The 17084-nt window shown below is 67.4% G+C and carries 18 protein-coding genes; 12 read left to right on the plus strand and 6 right to left on the minus strand.

Features of this window, described 5'->3' with window-relative positions:
• The first annotated feature begins 9 nt into the window (after positions 1-9).
• Genes AC1VNX_RS17085 through AC1VNX_RS17110 form a run of 6 tightly spaced genes read left to right on the plus strand, consistent with a single transcriptional unit; the run spans position 10 to position 6932 of the window.
• Entirely contained in the window at positions 10-672 is a 663-nt protein-coding gene (locus AC1VNX_RS17085) for a paraquat-inducible protein A (protein WP_483157760.1), read from the plus strand.
• Positions 669-1466 (plus strand): paraquat-inducible protein A, encoded by a 798-nt coding sequence (locus AC1VNX_RS17090; protein WP_483157761.1) that lies wholly within the window; start codon positions 669-671, stop codon positions 1464-1466. Before AC1VNX_RS17085 ends, AC1VNX_RS17090 begins: the two co-directional genes overlap by 4 nt.
• Positions 1463-3115 (plus strand): PqiB family protein, encoded by a 1653-nt coding sequence (locus AC1VNX_RS17095; protein WP_483157762.1) that lies wholly within the window; start codon positions 1463-1465, stop codon positions 3113-3115. Before AC1VNX_RS17090 ends, AC1VNX_RS17095 begins: the two co-directional genes overlap by 4 nt.
• Positions 3112-3753, plus strand: coding sequence for a PqiC family protein (locus AC1VNX_RS17100; protein ID WP_483157763.1), 642 nt, complete (start codon positions 3112-3114; stop codon positions 3751-3753). Before AC1VNX_RS17095 ends, AC1VNX_RS17100 begins: the two co-directional genes overlap by 4 nt.
• A gap of 58 nt (positions 3754-3811) precedes the next feature.
• Positions 3812-5437: an MFS transporter gene (locus AC1VNX_RS17105; RefSeq protein ID WP_483157764.1), complete on the plus strand. Its 1626-nt coding sequence runs from the start codon at positions 3812-3814 to the stop codon at positions 5435-5437.
• A gap of 13 nt (positions 5438-5450) precedes the next feature.
• Positions 5451-6932 (plus strand): flavin-containing monooxygenase, encoded by a 1482-nt coding sequence (locus AC1VNX_RS17110; RefSeq protein WP_483157765.1) that lies wholly within the window; start codon positions 5451-5453, stop codon positions 6930-6932.
• Here AC1VNX_RS17110 and AC1VNX_RS17115 read toward each other — a convergent pair.
• Together AC1VNX_RS17115 and soxR are read right to left on the minus strand one after the other, a co-directional pair.
• A complete protein-coding gene (locus tag AC1VNX_RS17115) occupies positions 6929-7456 on the minus strand; it encodes an HD domain-containing protein (protein WP_483157766.1) in 528 nt (175 codons plus the stop codon). The genes AC1VNX_RS17110 and AC1VNX_RS17115 overlap by 4 nt on opposite strands.
• 135 nt (positions 7457-7591) lie before the next feature.
• Complete coding sequence (gene soxR / locus AC1VNX_RS17120) at positions 7592-8065, minus strand: redox-sensitive transcriptional activator SoxR (RefSeq protein WP_483157767.1); 474 nt, start codon at positions 8063-8065, stop codon at positions 7592-7594.
• 100 nt (positions 8066-8165) lie between these two features.
• Here soxR and AC1VNX_RS17125 point away from each other — a divergent pair, with 100 nt between their 5' ends.
• Positions 8166-8528, plus strand: a complete 363-nt coding sequence (locus AC1VNX_RS17125; RefSeq protein WP_483157768.1) for an antibiotic biosynthesis monooxygenase family protein — start codon at positions 8166-8168, stop codon at positions 8526-8528.
• Between the two features lie 96 nt (positions 8529-8624).
• Positions 8625-9101, plus strand: coding sequence for a VOC family protein (locus tag AC1VNX_RS17130; RefSeq protein WP_483157769.1), 477 nt, complete (start codon positions 8625-8627; stop codon positions 9099-9101).
• Between the two features lie 19 nt (positions 9102-9120).
• Here AC1VNX_RS17130 and AC1VNX_RS17135 read toward each other — a convergent pair whose 3' ends face one another.
• From AC1VNX_RS17135 to AC1VNX_RS17150, 4 genes are all read right to left on the minus strand, one after another.
• A complete protein-coding gene (locus AC1VNX_RS17135; RefSeq protein WP_483157770.1) occupies positions 9121-10563 on the minus strand; it encodes an MATE family efflux transporter in 1443 nt (480 codons plus the stop codon).
• Positions 10560-11132, minus strand: a complete 573-nt coding sequence (locus AC1VNX_RS17140) for a DUF2239 family protein (RefSeq protein WP_483157771.1) — start codon at positions 11130-11132, stop codon at positions 10560-10562. The genes AC1VNX_RS17135 and AC1VNX_RS17140 overlap by 4 nt, the downstream gene beginning before the upstream one ends.
• A 108-nt stretch (positions 11133-11240) precedes the next feature.
• Positions 11241-11603, minus strand: coding sequence for a GIY-YIG nuclease family protein (locus AC1VNX_RS17145; protein WP_483157772.1), 363 nt, complete (start codon positions 11601-11603; stop codon positions 11241-11243).
• A 58-nt stretch (positions 11604-11661) separates the two neighbouring features.
• Positions 11662-12177 carry a hypothetical protein gene (locus tag AC1VNX_RS17150; protein WP_483157773.1) on the minus strand — a complete coding sequence of 172 codons (516 nt, stop codon included), beginning with the start codon at positions 12175-12177 and terminating at the stop codon, positions 11662-11664.
• Between the two features lie 362 nt (positions 12178-12539).
• Here AC1VNX_RS17150 and AC1VNX_RS17155 point away from each other — a divergent pair, with 362 nt between their 5' ends.
• The 4 genes from AC1VNX_RS17155 to AC1VNX_RS17170 all read left to right on the plus strand — a co-directional run bounded on the left by AC1VNX_RS17155 (position 12540) and on the right by AC1VNX_RS17170 (position 17078).
• Entirely contained in the window at positions 12540-13334 is a 795-nt protein-coding gene (locus tag AC1VNX_RS17155; RefSeq protein ID WP_483157774.1) for a LuxR C-terminal-related transcriptional regulator, read from the plus strand.
• Between the two features lie 8 nt (positions 13335-13342).
• Complete coding sequence (locus AC1VNX_RS17160; protein WP_483157775.1) at positions 13343-14299, plus strand: sensor histidine kinase; 957 nt, start codon at positions 13343-13345, stop codon at positions 14297-14299.
• 81 nt (positions 14300-14380) lie between these two features.
• Positions 14381-16756 (plus strand): Tex family protein, encoded by a 2376-nt coding sequence (locus tag AC1VNX_RS17165; protein WP_483157776.1) that lies wholly within the window; start codon positions 14381-14383, stop codon positions 16754-16756.
• 64 nt (positions 16757-16820) lie between these two features.
• Complete coding sequence (locus AC1VNX_RS17170; RefSeq protein WP_301511294.1) at positions 16821-17078, plus strand: type II toxin-antitoxin system Phd/YefM family antitoxin; 258 nt, start codon at positions 16821-16823, stop codon at positions 17076-17078.
• Positions 17079-17084: the final 6 nt, after the last annotated feature.

Below are 17084 nucleotides of genomic sequence, written 5' to 3' on the forward strand. Positions count from 1 at the left end.
TACTCACCCATGACGGAAGTACCTGAAACCGTGGTTTGCCCGGGTTGCGATGCGGTCTACGGCCGCACGCCCCTGCGCCCTCGAGACGTGGCGCACTGTCCGCGCTGTGGCACCGAGCTCGACCGGCATCCGGGCCAGCAGGAGCGCCGGATCCTCCCGCTGACGGTGGCCTGCCTCATCATGTTCGCCATCGCGAACCTGTTTCCCATCGTCGAGATCGAGCTGCAGGGCCTGCGCAGCCAGACCACGCTGGCCGGCGCGGTGGTGGCGCTGAGCGCCGAGGGCATGTCGGTGGTGGCACTGCTGGTGCTGGCCACGACCATCCTCTTTCCCTTTCTTCAGCTGTGCATCCTGGCGTACCTGCTGGTTCCGTTGAGCCGCGAGCATCGGCCCGTGGGTTTCGCGCTGCTGGTGCGGGCGATGCAGTCGCTGCGGCCCTGGGGAATGATCGAAGTCTTCCTGCTCGGCGTGCTGGTCGCCATCGTCAAGCTCTCCAGCATGGCGACCGTGGTGCCGGGGCCGGCGCTGTGGGCCTTCGTGGCGCTCACGGTGATGCTGACGGCGGTGCTGTCCTTCGACCCGGGCGCGTTCTGGGAGATGGCGTTCCGGCCGAAGGGCGCAGATGTTGGTGAAGGGGCCGCTGAAGAAGAGAAGGGCGGGGCATCTGCATGAAGCCGCAGGGCCGCCTCCGGCAGCGCCTCGGGAGCCTCGCGGCTTACGGCGAGCGCTACCACCACGAACATGAAGCGGATGCGCGGGTTCCCACCGCCGCCTCGATGGGCTACATGGCCTGCCGCCATTGCGGCGCCGTCTGGAAAGATGCCGAGGAGGGCGACGCCTGCGGCCGCTGCGGCACGCACCTGCACACGCGCAAGCCGCAGAGCCTGAAGCTCACCTGGGCCTTCCTGATCGCGGCCTGCATGATGTATATCCCGGCCAACCTGCTGCCGGTGATGATCACGCGCACGCTGTTCGGCACGCAGAACGACACCATCCTGAGCGGGGTGATCTACTTCTGGGTGTCCGGTGCCTACGGGCTGGCGGCCATCGTCTTCATCGCGAGCTTCCTGGTGCCACTGTTCAAGCTGGCGGTGCTGCTGCTGCTCGTGGTGCTGGCGCAGCGCGGCAGCACCTGGCGGCGGCGCGAGCGGGCGAAGCTCTATCACATCATCGAGATCATCGGCCGCTGGTCGATGCTCGACGTGTTCGTGGTGTCGCTGCTGACGGGGCTGGTGCAGATCCAGGGCTTCGCGGTCATCACCGCGGGCGTGGGCATTGCGGCTTTCGGCTCGGTGGTGGTGCTGACGATGCTGGCCTCGCTGAGCTTCGACCCGAAGCTCACCTGGGACAGCAGGGAAGATCAGGCCATCCTGCAGGACAACGAAGAAGGCGCGCTGCGCGAGGAGCGTGAGCACCGTGAGCACTGTGTACAGGGACATGAAAACAGGGACGAGAAACCAGCATGAGTGAAGAAGACCGACCCCAGGACAAACCAGAGCCATCCGGCCAGCCTCCGCTGCCTAGGCCGCGCGTGGTGCGCCGGCGCGAATGGCTGCCGTCGCTGATCTGGCTGATTCCCATCGTGGCCGCGCTGGTGGGCATCACGCTGGTGGCCCGCATCATCATGGAGCGCGGCCCGGAGGTGGTGCTGACCTTCAAGACCGCCGAGGGCCTGGAGGCCGGCAAGACCGCCGTGAAGTACAAGGACGTGCAGATCGGCCTGGTCACCAGCCTGCGGCTGGCGCGCGACCGCTCTCATGTGCGCGTGCTGGTGCAGTTCAACAAGGATGCGCAGAGCTTCACCGCCTCCGACTCGCGCTTCTGGGTGGTGCGCCCACGGCTGGACACCTCGGGCATCTCGGGTCTGAACACGCTGCTGTCGGGGGCCTACATCGGCGCCGACGCGGGTGTGTCGCAGGAAACGGCGGGCGAGTTCACCGGCCTCGAAACCCCGCCCACCGTCACGCGCGACGACTCGGGCAAGCAGTTTCTTCTGCGCGCCAACGACGTGGGCTCACTCGACGTGGGCTCGCCCGTGTACTTCCGGCGCATCAAGGTCGGTCAGGTGGCGGCCTACGAGCTCGACGGCGACGGCCGCGGCGTGACGCTGCGTGTCTTCGTCAATGCACCGTACGACAAGTTCGTGGGCATGAACACGCGCTTCTGGCAGGCCAGCGGCATCGACGCACAGCTCAGCGCCAGCGGCTTCACGCTGCGCACGCAGTCGCTCGCGACCATCCTGCTCGGCGGCATCGCCTTCCAGGCGCCCGACGACGCGATGGGGCCGGTAGCCAAGGAGAACGCCTCCTTCACGCTGGCGCAGGACGAGTCCGCGGCCATGAAGGAGCCCGACGGGCCTTCGCAGACGCTGCTGATGTACTTCAACCAGTCGCTGCGCGGCCTGACGCCGGGTGCGCCGGTCGACTTCCGCGGCGTGGTGATCGGCGAGGTGAAGTCGATCGGCGTGGAGTTCGACCGCGCCGAGCGCGAGTTCCGCATGCCGGTGCTGGTGCAGGTCTACCCCGATCGCCTGCGCCGCCGCGCGGGCGAGAGCGGCACCGAGTCCCGCTCCACGCAGCAGGAGCGGCTGCGTTTCCTGGCGGAGAAGGGCCTGCGCGCCCAGCTGCGCAACGGCAACCTGCTGACCGGGCAGGTCTACGTGGCGCTCGACTTCTTCCCGAAGGCGCTGCCCGCGAAGATCGACCTGGCGAAGAACCCGATCGAGCTGCCCACGGTGCCCAACAGCCTCGACGAGATCCAGTCGCAGGTGCAGGAGATCGCGACCAAGCTCAACAAGGTGCCGTACGAGCAGATCGCGGGCGACCTGCGCACCACGCTCGCCTCGCTCAACAAGACGCTCACGGCCACCGAGGAAACGGTCAAGCGCATCAACAACGACGTCACGCCCGAACTGGCCGCGGCCATGAAGGACGTGCGCAAAACCGTGAACACGGCCGAACGCACCCTGGCCGACGACTCGCCGCTGCAGCAGGACATGCGCCAGACGCTGCAGGAGCTCACGCGCGCCGCCGGCTCGGTGCGCGTGCTGACCGACTACCTCGAGCGCCATCCCGAATCGCTGCTGCGCGGCAAACCGGACGACAACAAAAAATGAAAAAGAACCACCTCTCATCCGTGGCCGCGATGGCGACGGCCGCAGCAGCGCTGGCGGTGCTCGCGGGCTGCGCGAGCAAGCCCGACAACTACTACACGCTGGCAAGCCCGGTGGCCGTGGCCGATGCCGCGCCTTCGACGCTCGGCAGCGCCGCGCCGCTCTACATCGAGCTCGCGCCCGTGGCCGTGCCCGAGCGCTTCGCGCGGCCGCAGATGGTCGTGCGCCAGCCCAACGGCAGCGTGCAGGTCGAGGTGCTGGAGCAGCACCGCTGGGCCTCGTCCTTCGAGAACGAACTGCGCGACGCGCTGGCCAGCGGCATCGCTGGCCGGCTCGGCGCGCTCGACGTGACCAAGGGCGGGCGACAGAGTTCTCAGCCGGTATGGCGCATCGCGGTGCAGCTGCGGCAGTTCGATGCGGTCGACGGCGGCCGCGTGGACGCGAATTTCAGCTGGACGCTGCGGCGCTCGGACGAGGCGCGCACTATCGTTTGCCAACTGAGCCTGGGCGAGGCGGTAGGCAACGGAATGGATGCGGTGGCGCAAGGTGCACAGCGCGTGACCTCGGCGGCCGCTGCCGCGATGGCACGCAGCGTGAGCGCGGCACGGGCGAATCCGTCGGCGACCGCCTGCGCGACCTGAGTTTTCTTTTCCCCTGAGGGGACAGTGCGAGACCGGAATCCCATGAAAAGGAGACCCCATGGCACAGATCGGCAAGGCGCCCTGCGACGAGACGCTGATTCTTCATGGCCTTCATGGCTCCCACGCGGGAGAGGGCGACGGGACCGGCTGTCCTGAAGCCGCCAGGCCGTGGGTGCTGGCGGCGGCCATCGTGGGGTCGAGCATGGCCTTCATCGACGGCACGGTGGTCAACGTGGCGCTTCCGGCCATCCAGGCCGACCTGCACGCCACGGCCTTCCAAGCGCAATGGGTGGTCGAGTCGTACGCCTTGCTGCTGGCGGCGCTGCTGCTGGTAGGCGGTGCGCTGGGCGATCACTACGGCCGGCGGCGCATCTTCGCGATAGGCGTGGGCATCTTCGCGCTGTCGTCGGTGGCCTGCGCGCTCGCGGCCAACGTGCAGCAGCTCATCGCGGCGCGGGCAGTGCAGGGCGTCGGCGGCGCGCTGCTCGTGCCGGGCAGCCTGGCGCTCATCAGCGCGGCCTATCCGGAGAAGGAACGCGGCAAGGCCATCGGCACCTGGTCGGGCTTCAGCGGCATCACGGCGGCGGTGGGGCCCGTGCTGGGCGGCTTCCTGGTCGATCATTTCTCGTGGACCTGGGCCTTTCTCATCAATGTGCCGATGGCGCTGCTGGTGCTGTGGATCGTGTGGCGCCATGTGCCCGAAAGCCGCGGCGCCTCCGCCAGCGGCGGCCTCGACCTGTGGGGCGCGCTGCTGGCGACAGCCGGGCTCGGCGGCATCGTCTACGCCTTCATCGAGGCACCGACGCAGGGCTGGGGTTCGGCGGCGGTGCTTTCGGCGCTGGCCATCGGCGTGCTGGGAAGCGTCGCCTTCTTCGTCGCCGAGCGCAAGGCGCGCACGCCGATGCTGCCGCTGGAGCTGCTGCGCATCGGCAACTTCAGCGGCGCCAACCTGCTGACGCTGCTGCTCTACGCGGCGCTGGGCGGGGGGCTGTATTTCTTTCCGCTCAACCTGATCCAGGTGCAGGGCTACTCGGCCACCGTGGCGGGCGCGGCGCTGCTGCCATTCATCTTCATCATGTTCGCGCTCTCGGGCTGGGCCGGGCAACTGGTCGACCGCTTCGGGCCGCGCATGCCGCTGGTGATCGGACCAGCCATCGCCGCCGTGGGTTTCGCGTTGTTCGCGCTGCCGGGCGTGGGTGCGAGCTACTGGAGCGGCTTCCTGCCGGCCGTGGTGGTGCTTGGCTTCGGCATGACGGTGACGGTCGCGCCGCTGACGACCACGGTGATGAACGCGGTCGGCGCCGAGCTGGCGGGCGTGGCCTCGGGCGTGAACAACGCGGTGTCGCGCGCGGCGGCGGTGTTGGCGATCGCGGTGTTCGGCGCGATCATGGCCTGGGCCTTCGACACGGCGCTGGCCGGCCATCTGCGCGAGATGGGCGCGTCGGCGCAACTGGCGGCGTTTCTCGAAGGCGAGCGCAGCAAGCTGGCGGGCGCGGCGATTCCTCCGGGGGCGGACGCGGCCACCGCTGCGGCGGTGAAGCGGGCGGTGGCCGAATCCTTCGTCGCGGGCTTTCGCTGGGTGATGCTGTCGAGCGCGGCGCTGGCCGTGCTCAGTGCATTGAGCGCGTGGCTGATGATCCAGAGCACTCCACCGGCGGCAGGAGGCACGGACGGCAAGAAATGAAAGGAGACAACCGATGCGGGAAGAGAGCGAGGAACAGCAGCACTTCGACGTGCTGGTCGTCGGCGCCGGGCTCTCCGGCATCGGTGCCGGCTACCACCTGCAGAAGCACTGCCCGGGCCGCAGCTACGCGATCCTCGAAGGGCGCGAGCGCAGCGGCGGCACCTGGGACCTGTTCCGTTATCCGGGCGTGCGTTCGGACTCCGACATGTACACGCTGGGCTACTCGTTCCGGCCGTGGACGCAGGCGAAATCCATCGCGGACGGGCCGTCGATCCTGAACTACCTGCGTGAGACGGCGGCGCAGCACGGCATCGACCGCAAGATCCGCTTCAACCACCGCGTGGTGCGCGCCTCGTGGTCGACGCCCGATGCCTGCTGGAGCGTGGACGTGGAGCGCGGACCCGAGCGCCTTCCGCTGCGCCTGCGCTGCAACTTTCTCTTCCTGTGCAGCGGCTACTACAGATACGACGCGGGCTACACGCCCGACTTCGCGGGCATCGCCGACTACACGGGCCGCGTCGTTCATCCGCAGCACTGGCCCGAGGACCTGGACTACAGCGGAAAGCGCGTGGTCGTCATCGGCAGCGGCGCGACGGCGATGACGCTGGTGCCCGCGATGGCGAAGACCGCCGGCCACGTGACGCTGCTGCAGCGCTCGCCCACGTACGTCGTCGCGCGCCCGGCGCAGGACCCGATCGCCCGCAGGCTGCGCCGCATCTTCCCGGCCGGGCTGGCCTATGGGCTCACGCGCTGGAAGAACGTGCTGCTGTCGATGTACTTCTTCCGCCTCGCGCGGCGCAAGCCCGACTACGCGAAGAAGATGATCCTCGGCGGCGTGCGGCAGGCGCTGGGCCCCGACTACGACGTCGCCACCCATTTCACGCCGCGCTACAACCCGTGGGACCAGCGCCTGTGCCTGGTGCCCGACGGCGACCTGTTTGCGGCCATCAACGCGGGGCGGGCCTCGATGGTCACTGATCATGTCGAAAGCTTCACGCCGCGCGGCATCAGGCTGAAGTCGGGCACGGAGCTGGAGGCCGACATCGTCGTCACCGCCACCGGGCTCGAGCTGGAAGTGCTCGGCGGCGTGCAGGTGGAGGTGGACGGCCGCCGCCTTGAGCCGGCCGCAACCTTCAACTACAAGGGCCTGATGTTCAGCGACGTGCCCAACCTGGCTTCGTCCTTCGGCTACACGAACGCCTCGTGGACGCTCCGGAGCGACCTGACCTGCGCCTACGTCTGCCGCGTGCTCAACCACATGGAGAAGCACGGCTGGAGCCAATGCACGCCGCGCAACGCCGACCCGGCGCTGGCGCCCGAGCCCTGGCTCGATTTCTCCTCGGGCTACGTGCAGCGCTCGATCGGCAAGTTTCCGAAGCAGGGCTCGCACGCGCCGTGGCGGGTGTACCAGAACTACGCGCGCGATCTGCTGAGCCTGCGCTTCGGCTCGGTGGCGGACGGGGTAATGGAGTTCTCGAACCGGCGTGCCCGCTAGCTGGCGAGAGGCGCGTGCGCGGGAGAGAGCAGGGTGTCGAGCTCCGCCCACAGCGGATCGCATTGCCCGGCCCTGAACGCGGCGGCCCTGAAGGTCGGATGCTCGCCGTGGTACGTGTCCCAAAGCGCGCGATGGCCGTCGGCCACGCAGGCGCGCACGTTGGCCAGCCGGTCGGCGGCCTTCACCAGCAGGGCCAGTTCCTCGTCTCCCTTGACCTGCGCGAGCGCGGCGTAGGTCTTGGCCTTGCGCTCCTTGCGGTTGGCGCCGGGCGCGTCGGTCAGCAGCACGACACAGGCGGCGACGAGTTCGCCGAAGCGCGAGCGCACGTCGGCCACGGTGGCGGCCGTGTCCTCGACCACGTCGTGCAGGTAGCCGACCACGCGTGCCCGGTCGCCGTAGGGCTGGAGCAGGGCGGCGACGGCGTCCAGGTGGTGCACGTAGGGATGCGTGCCGTATTTCTGGTCGCCATGCATCTCGACGGCGTAGGCGCGGGCGGCCTCGGGTGTGGATGAAGTACTCGTCATTCGGTGTCCTTTGTTTTTCCATTCTGCCTTCGTGGCGGCGCGCCATCATTGGCACCGGCGGCCGCCGGAAAGCGCGGTCAATGCGCCCGAGGCCCGTCGATGGCGGAATGTTTTCGGCGCGGGCGCCTGAGCTTCTCAGGCGCGTCGTTTCACCAGCAGCCGCTGCGGCCCCTGGCCTTCGGCGCCAAGCCGGTCGAGCGGGTTGCGCAACTTGCAGCGGTCGATCGACAGGCAGCCGCAGCCGATGCAGTCGTCGAGGGTGTCGCGCAGCTTCTGCAACTGCGTCATGCGTTCGTCCAGCTCTGCGCGCCACGAGGCCGAGAGCCGGGCCCAGTCCTCGCGGCTCGGCGCGGCGGATTCGGGGAGGGTCGCCAGGGCAGCGCCTATCTCGGCAAGCGAGATACCCACCCTCTGGGCTACCCGCACGAAGGCCACGCGCCGCAGCACCGTGCGCGGATAGCGTCGCTGGTTGCCCGCGGTGCGGGTACTGGCGATCAGGCCCTGCGCCTCGTAGAAATGCAGCGTGGACACGGTCACGCCGCTGCGGCGGGCGACCTCGCCGACCGTGAGCGTGGGGGAGATGCCGGCTCGTTGAAGTGCGTCGTTCATGGAAGAGAAAAACCTCTTGACCTCAGCTTTACTTGAGGTTTGAGAATAACTTCCAGCGCGCGGGTCCCGTGCGCATCTTTTTCCACAAGGAATCCGCTTCATGTCGCACGACACCATCGCTCCATCCTCGCCTTCGTCCTCGCTCTCCGCTTCCGGTCCTGTTTTCCGGGTCGACAAGTTCGCGGTGCCAGCCGAAGCACGGCCGGCTTTCATCGCGCAGATGCAGCGTATCCAGCAGACGCTGCGCAACCTGCCGGGCTGCCTGCGCGCGCATGTGCTGGACCAGACCGGCGGAGCCAGCGAGTTCAACGTCCTGACGCTGGTCGAATGGACCAGCGAGCAGGCCGTGGGCTCGGCCACCGAGTTCGTCAAGAAGAAGTTCGCGCAAGAGGGCTTCGATCCGGTCGAGTTCACGAAGAAGGCGGGCGTGCGCTCCGAACAGGGCTTCTATCGCATCGCCTGACAACTTCCCACTGACAGGCATCGCACGGGTTGACAGGCACCCGCGCACGCTTCGATACTGAACCTCAAGGTTCATCATCACATCAAGGAGACCCCTATGCAGAAGATCGTTCCCTGTCTCTGGTTCGACACCAACGGAGAAGAGGCGCTGAATTTCTACAGCGGCATCTTTCCGAACTCGCGCGTCACCGACACGCTGCTGTGGGGCGACGCCAACCCCGAGCGCAAGGGCTCGCTGCTGACCGCGACCTTCGAGCTCGACGGGCAGGAGTTCATGATTCTCAACGGCGGCCCGCAGTACAAGTTCAACCCGGCCATCTCGATGTTCGTGCCCTGCGAGACGCAGGCCGACGTCGACTACTACTGGGACAGGCTGCTCGAAGGCGGCGGCGAGCCGGTGCAGTGCGGCTGGCTCACCGACCGCTACGGCGTGTCGTGGCAGGTTGCGCCCAAGGCCATGATCCGCATGTTCCAGGACAAGGACCAGGCCAAGGCCAACCGCGCGATGCAGGCCATGATGAAGATGGTCAAGCTCGACCTCGCCGAGGTGCAGCGGGCCTTCGACGGCAAGTAGAAGGCCGAACGCACAGCGGCTACACCAGCCGGTGGATCGCCTTCTTGCGCCACACCAGCTGGTAGTACGCGGTCTGCAGCAGCAGCATCGCGCCGAAGGTCACGGGGTAGGCCACCCAGATCCCGTCGAGCCCGATGCGGTGGCTCATGGCCCAGGCCACCGGCACTTCCACGCCCAGGATGCAGAAGATGGAGATCAGCGTGGGCACCAGCACCGAGCCGCTGGCGCGCATGATCCCCGACAGCGCCGAAGCCATGCCGAAGACCACGAGGCTCCACAGCATGATGTGCAGCAGCGTCTGGGCGATCTCGATCACCGGCGCGCTGGTGATGAAGAAGCCCATCAGCGGACGCGAGAACAGGTAGCCCAGCAGCACCAGCCCGCCGGTCAGCACCAGGTTCATCAGCAGCGCCGTCTTCGCGATGGCGCCGAGCCGGTTGGCGCGGCCCGCGCCGATGGCCTGCGCGCCGAGGATCGACGTGGTGATCGCGATCGAGATGGCGGGGAATTGCACGTAGGCCACCACCTGGTTCACCGCGCCGTAGGCCGCCGTGGCGTTGGAGCCGAAGCCGTTGACCATCGACAGCAGCACCACTTCGGCCAGCGCCACCACGATCATCTGCACGCCCGTGGGCACGCCGATGCGCAGCACGGCCTTCAGCAGGTGCGGCTGGATGCGCAGGCTGCGCAAGAACGCCGCATCGGGCGCAAGCGGACTCTTCTGCTGGCGCAGCCGAAAGCCGAGCCAGGTGGTCGCCACGATGAAAGACAGCACCGACGCCCACGCGCCGCTCGCCACGCCGAGTTGTGGAAAGCCGCCCCAGCCACGGATGAGCGCGGGCGTGACCACCAGGCCGATCAGCGTGGAGATCAGCAGCGTGAAGAGCGGCGTGACGGTATCGCCCACGCCGCGCAGCATCGCGGTGGCCAACAGGAACAGGAACACGCCGGGCATCGCGATCAGCATGATGCGGGCATAGCGCGTGGAGTCGGCCAGCACGTCGGGCGGCGTGCCCAGCGCGGCCAGCATCGGCGTGGTGAACGCGCCGCCGAACACGGCGATCACCAGTCCCATCAGCACGCCGACGGTGAGCGTGGTACCCGCCACTGCCTTGGCCTTGGCGACGTCGCGCGCGCCCCATGCCTGGCCGATGAGCACCGAGGCGCCGGCGCCCAGGCCGATGATGAAGGCGATGAAGAAGAACATCACCGGGAAGAAGCTCGACACCGCCGCGAGCGCGCCGACACCGAGCATCTGGCCCACGTACACGTTGTTGAGCGTGCCGGAGAGCGACTGGAGGATGTTGCTGAGCAACATCGGCGCGAGGAAGAAGAGAAAGACCTTCCACAGGGGCCGCGGCGCGTTCACCGGTGCCACGGGCACGCCCTGCAGGCCGCTTTGGCCGCCACCGGGGCTGCTGCTGCCGGTGCCGGTGGCGGTCGTCTCTGTTGTCGTTCTCATTGACGGTTCCAGCCGGCGGCCGCGAGTTTCTGCAGATGGGCGCGCACGTCGGCGGGCCAGGGTTCGGTCAGGTTGGCAAAGCGCTGCTCCTCGCCGGCGAAGAGCGCGCGGGTGGCTTCCTCGAAGCCGGGCAGGTTGCCCGCGATGGCGGTCATGAAACGGTAGGCGGCTTCTTGCGCGGCGCGCACGGTGTCGCGCTCGGCGTTCACGCGGCGCGCGTCTTCCACCAGCTTGCGCAGCGCGACCGATGCGCCGCCGGGCTGGCGTCCCAGCCAGTCCCAGTGACGCGGCAGCAGCGTGACTTCGCGCGCGACCACGCCGAGCTTGGGGCGGCCCACGCCGCGCGGCGCATCGTCGCGATGCGGCTCAGCCTCGGGGTAGCGCAACTCGGGCGGAAGCTCGCGCATGTCGAGATCGAGCTGCGTGCCGGTCTGGTCGTCGAACACGAGATACGGACCGGGGTCGTCGCGGCGACGCAGTTGCTCGAGCACTTCGGCCTTGCTGCCCTGTGCGACGCGCTGGAAGCCGAAGAACACGGTCAGGGTGGTTGTCGGGGTGTCGGAAGACATTCGGATGTTTGTTTGTTCCTGGGGGGTACCAAGCGAAACGAGGTGCGTAATCTACTCGCTGCCGCGCTTCGGTGCGCGTCATCTCGTCGCCATGTGTCGCGCATGCGCTCAGGGTGTGTTGTAGCCGTTCGCGCCGAAGCATTGAAGCTCTTCCTGCCATAGCGAAAGAAGCTTCTCGAGTTCGGCCTTGCGATCGAAGCCGGGGTCCTCGCGCTCCTTGACGCGGTCGACCACCTCGAAGCTGAAATACTCGGCGCCGTGCGCGATCCAGTCCTGCCCGAGCGTCTTGCTGCGGTGGGAGCGCATGTTCAGCTCGAAGCGTGCGCGGTTCATGGCGCCTTCGACGTCGAGGCTGCCGGCCACGTAGACGCGGCCGCTGATCTTGTTGCGGATCGCGTAAACGCCGGCGGGGCGCGGGGTTTCCTTGTATTGCCGGATGAGGGCGCGGCGGTTTTCCGTGGACAGGTTCATGTTTCAAATATTACCCGGGTTAAATTAAAGCAGCAATACATCCGGGTAAAAACAAGACTCAGCCTTCCCTTAACCGCCGCCAGCCGCGAACCACACGCCGGTTCAGTGCCCGCACTACGCGCCAGGGACGGCTTTGTCGAACGAAGTCAAGCACGCGGTCCTTCCAGGCCTTCCAACGCGGATACCAGCGGGCGAACCACGGAATGCGCATCAGCGGCCCTTCGACCAGCTGGAAGATCCGCGCCACGATGGCCGTGCCCACCAGCTTGGCCAGCACCAGCACCGCAAGGGCGGTCGCTGCATGACCACGGCTGAAGAGAAAGAGCGCCAGCACCTTCACCGGCAGCAGCAACAGCACAGGAATGAAGAAGGCCAGCAGCGCGCCCCACGGTGGAAGCCGGCGCAGCCTTGCCTCGAGCGCGGCCCAGAGGGGAAGGCGGGACAGCCGCGCGGCAAGTGCCGCCAGCGGTTCCCAGCCCCACTCCTCGAAGAGCAGCAGGGGAACGATGAGCGCGGTGCCGACGGCGCGGAGCAGGGCACGCAGTACGCGCAACAGGCGCGCGAGGATTGTCATCGCGCAAGGGTAAGGCAAGGCGAGCACCCGGCCATCAGCTGACGGGCAGTGGCGCGGATTCGAATGGCCGCGTGCCCCCCCGGAAACACTGTTCCAGCGCGCAGGAAGCCAGTGGAAAAGGCCCCGACTGGGTAGAGCGAGGCTATGGCAAAAGACATGTCAAGCGGTGTCCTCGAGGCTCCTGCGCGCGGGCATTACATGCGATGCTCAAAGGGAGAATTACTACTTTTGCTTGACACGAATAGTCAATCGCAACAGGATGCAACCAAAGTAATCAAAAAAGTTGAAGCTCAAAATCTGAGTAGAAATGAATTAACTTTTGGAAACGAACAAGATGAGCTAGTTGTCAAAAAGGGGCTGAAATGGAAAGCGATCTCGACATTTCGTTGACAGATTCAAACAACTCCGCTAGGAAATACAACAACCCTGGCCAGTTCGGCGGACTACTTTCACCGTCCGCGGATACCCTCCCGTGGCCCGATTTTCTGACCGGGCAACAGACCAAGCCCGTGCGCGTTCTTCTGGTCGATGACGACCCCTTCGTGCGTCGCGTCATCGCTCAGGAATTGCTTGGCGATCTGCGCATCCAGCTCGAAGGGCAGGCCGGCACGCTGCGCGAAGGACGGCGGCTTCTGATGCAGCACGAGTTCGACGTGCTCATGGTCGACATCCGCCTCGGAGACGGCAGCGGTTTCGAGCTGATCGAGGAGGCCAAGCGCCATCGCAGCGCGGCCGAGATCATCGTCATTTCCGCCCTCGAAGACGAGCCCCAGGTGCTGCACGCCTTCGAGCTCGGCGCCTCCGGCTACCTGGTCAAGAACGCGTGGTTCCAGAGCTATGCGCAGGCCGTGCTGCAGGTGGTCAATGGCGGTGCCGCCATCACCCCGCGGCTGGCCCGCAGGCTGCTCGTGCACCTCGACCACAAGCGCTCCAACGTGAACCCGGTGCGCCCGCCGGACAGCAAGGCGACGTTATCCGCCAGGGAGCGCGAAGTGTTGCGACTTGTAGCGACGGGCTATGTAACCGAAGAGATCGCATTGCAGCTGACCATCAGTGCCCAGACGGTTAACGCACACGTCAAGAACATCTACCGCAAGCTGCACGCCCACACCCGCGCGCAGGCCGTGAGCTTCGCCTCCCACCGGGGACTTCTGTAGGCCATGCCATGCTCGCGCCGCAGGTCCTTCAGCTTCCGCATCTTCTGGAAGACCAGTTCGTGTGGTTGTCGATCGGCTCCTGGTGCGTGCTGCTCGTCTGGCTGCGCCAATATGTCTCGCGCCGGCGGCTGCTGGCATGGGCCGCGCTAGCAGGCGCGCTGCACCTGACGCCGGTCGCCGCGCAGGCCATCAGGGCAGGTTCCGCCGTCACCGTCATGGCCGGCGACGTGCCATTCGCCTTCTGGGCACTGCAGGCGGTCAACGTGCTGGTGCTGGGAATGATCCTGGGCATCTGGTACGTCTCGCAGCGGCGCGCCGTGCGGTTTCGCCAGGCCGAGGCCGTGATGGCCGAGCGCCGCCGCATCGCTAATGACCTGCACGACGGCGTTGGCTCGAGGCTGGTGGCGTTGCTCGCCAGCCAGGACCCGAAATCGGGCGGCCCCGACAGCCTCTCGATGGCGCTGCAGGCCTGCCTGCTCGAACTGCAGATGACGGTGGACGACCTCGACGACCAGGGCGACAGCACCGTCGTCGAGCGCCTGGGCCACCTGCGCTACCGGCTGCGGCCCGCGTTCGAGCGCATGGGCGTCGCATTCGAATGGAGCGTCTCCGCCGAATCCGAGACTTTCCCGATGCCGGCGGAAACCGCGTCGCAGGTCTGCCGCGTGGCGCAGGAAGCCTTGTCGAACGCCTTGCGCCACTCCCGCGCGAGCCGCGTCGAGCTGCGCGTCGCGCCGCACGCCCATGGTCGCGCGATGGTGCTGGAAGTGCGCGACAACGGCAGGGGGCTGGGCGCGCCGCCCGTGTCCGGCAGCCTGGGCAAGGGACTGCGCAGCATGCATTCACGAGCCGGGGCAATCGGCGCCGAGCTCGACATCAGCCCCGTCGCGCCGCACGGCCTGTGCGTGCGCCTCGTGGTGCCGTGCGAGGCGGAGGCAAGGCTGGAATTCGAAAGCAAGCTGTAACACGCCCGCCGGGTTACCCGGACCTGATGCCGCCTTCGCCTATGGCAAACTCCCGCGCTTTGCCAGGGACGCGCTCAAGACATGCAGAAAATCATTCGCCAGCTCGCCGTCGAGATCAAGGTCGGCGAGAACCAGGTGAAGGCCGCCGTCGAACTGCTCGACGGGGGCGCCACGGTTCCATTCATCGCCCGCTACCGCAAGGAAGCCACCGATGGCCTCGACGACACCCAGCTGCGCGAACTTGAAGCGCGTCTTTCCTACCTGCGCGAGCTCGAGGACCGCCGCGTTGCCGTGCTCAAGGCCATCGACGAGCAGGGCAAGCTGACCCCCGAGTTGCGCGCCGCCATCGAGCTGGCGCCCACCAAGCAGGAGCTGGAAGACCTCTACCTGCCGTTCAAGCAGAAGCGCCGCACCAAGGGCCAGATCGCCCGCGAGTTCGGCATCGAGCCGCTGGCCGACAAGCTGCTGGCCGACCCCACGCTCGACCCCGCCGCCGAAGCCAAGGCCTTCCTGCAGCCCGCCACCACGCTGGACGACGGCAAGCCGGGCCCCGATTTCTCCACCGTGCCGCTCGTGCTCGACGGCGTGCGCGACATCCTCTCCGAGCGCTGGGCCGAAGACGCCGCGCTGGTGCAGAGCCTGCGCGAATGGCTCTGGAGCGAAGGCCTGCTGCGTTCCAGCCTCATGGCCGGCAAGGACGAGAACAACGCCGACGTCGCCAAGTTCCGCGACTACTTCGAGTACGACGAGCCCATCGGCCGCGTGCCCTCGCACCGCGCGCTGGCCGTGTTCCGCGGTCGCGCGCTCGAGATCCTGGACGCCAAGCTGGTGCTGCCCGTGGAGCCCGAGCCGGGCAAGCCCAGCATCGCCGAAGGCCGCATCGCGCTTCACCTGGGCTGGAGCCATTCGGGCCGCCCGGCCGACGACCTGATCCGCAAGTGCGTGGCCTGGACCTGGCGCGTGAAGCTGGCGCTGTCCACCGAGCGCGACCTGTTCACCCGCCTGCGCGAAGACGCCGAGAAGGTCGCCATCAAGGTCTTCGCCGACAACCTGCGCGACCTGCTGCTGGCCGCGCCCGCCGGCCCGCGCGTGGTGATGGGCCTGGACCCCGGCATCCGCACCGGCGTGAAGGTGGCCGTGGTCGACTCCACCGGCAAGCTGGTCGAGACCGCCACCGTGTTCCCGCACGAGCCGCGCAAGGACTGGGAAGGCTCCCTGCACACGCTGGGCAAGCTGTGCGCCAAGCACGGCGTGAACCTGATCGCCATCGGCAACGGCACCGCCAGCCGCGAAACCGACAAGCTGGCCGCCGACCTCATCAAGCTGCTGGCCAAGATGGCCGCGCAGGCTGGCGCGCCCGAGCTGAAGGTCGACAAGGTGGTTGTGAGCGAGGCCGGTGCCTCGGTGTACTCCGCCAGCGAATTCGCCTCGCAGGAAATGCCCGACGTGGACGTGAGCCTGCGCGGCGCAGCCTCCATCGCGCGCCGCCTGCAGGACCCGCTGGCCGAGCTCGTGAAGATCGACCCCAAGAGCATCGGCGTGGGCCAGTACCAGCACGACGTGAACCAGAGCGAGCTCGCCCGCACCCTGCAGGCCGTGGTGGAAGACTGCGTGAACTCGGTGGGCGTAGACCTCAACACCGCCAGCGTGCCGCTGCTCAGCCGTGTGTCGGGCCTGTCTTCGAGCGTGGCGAAGGCGGTGGTGCGCTGGCGCGAAGCCAACGGCGCCTTCTCCACCCGCAAGCAGCTGCTCGACGTGACCGGCTTCGGCCCCAAGGCTTTCGAACAAAGCGCGGGCTTCCTGCGCATCCGCGGCGGCGCCGACCCGCTGGACATCACCGGCGTGCACCCCGAAACCTACCCGTTGGTCGAGCAGATCATCGTCAAGACCGGCAAGCCCATCGCCGAGCTGATGGGCCGTGCCGACATGCTCAAGACGCTGAAGCCCGAGCTCTTCGCCAACGAGAAGTTCGGCGTCATCACCGTCAAGGACATCCTGGGCGAACTCGAGAAGCCCGGCCGCGACCCGCGCCCCGACTTCAAGGTGGCGCGCTTCAACGACGGCGTGGAAGACATCGCCGACCTGAAGGAGGGCATGGTGCTCGAAGGCACCGTGAGCAACGTGGCTCAGTTCGGCGCCTTCGTCGACCTCGGAGTGCACCAGGACGGCCTGGTCCATGTGAGCCAGCTGAGCCACAAGTTCGTGAACGACGCGCGCGAGGTCGTGAAGACCGGCGACATCGTCAAGGTCAAGGTGATGGAAGTGGACGTGGCGCGCAAGCGCATCGGCCTGTCGATGAAGCTCGACGCCGCCCCGGCCCGCCGAGACGGCCCGCGAGACAACCGCTTCGAGGGCGCAGGACGCGGCCAGCAGCAGCACGGGCGCCGCGACAACTCGCCGCAGCCGTCCGGCCAGATGGCCAATGCCTTTGCCAAGCTGCAGGGGCTTCGCAAGTAGGGCCTGCCAAGCGGTCGCCCACCCATTAAACTAGTCATCTAACTAGTTGAATGGGTGGTCTGCCATGAAAACCTGGCCAGTACAGGACGCCAAGGCGCGTTTCAGCGAATTTCTCGAGGCTTGTCTGGTCGACGGGCCACAGATGGTGACAAAGCGCGGCGCCGAAGCTGCCGTGCTCGTTCCGGCTGCGGAATGGCGGCGCCTGCACGCCACCGCCAAGCCCTCGCTCAAGGATCTGTTGCTTTCGGCAGAAGCCCGCACCGAATTCCTGGTTCCGCAGCGCGGCAACGCGCGCAGGCGCCGCATCGCGCCAATGCGCTGAGGCCGG

The sequence above is a fragment of the Variovorax sp. TLI9-5A genome (assembly GCF_056867935.1).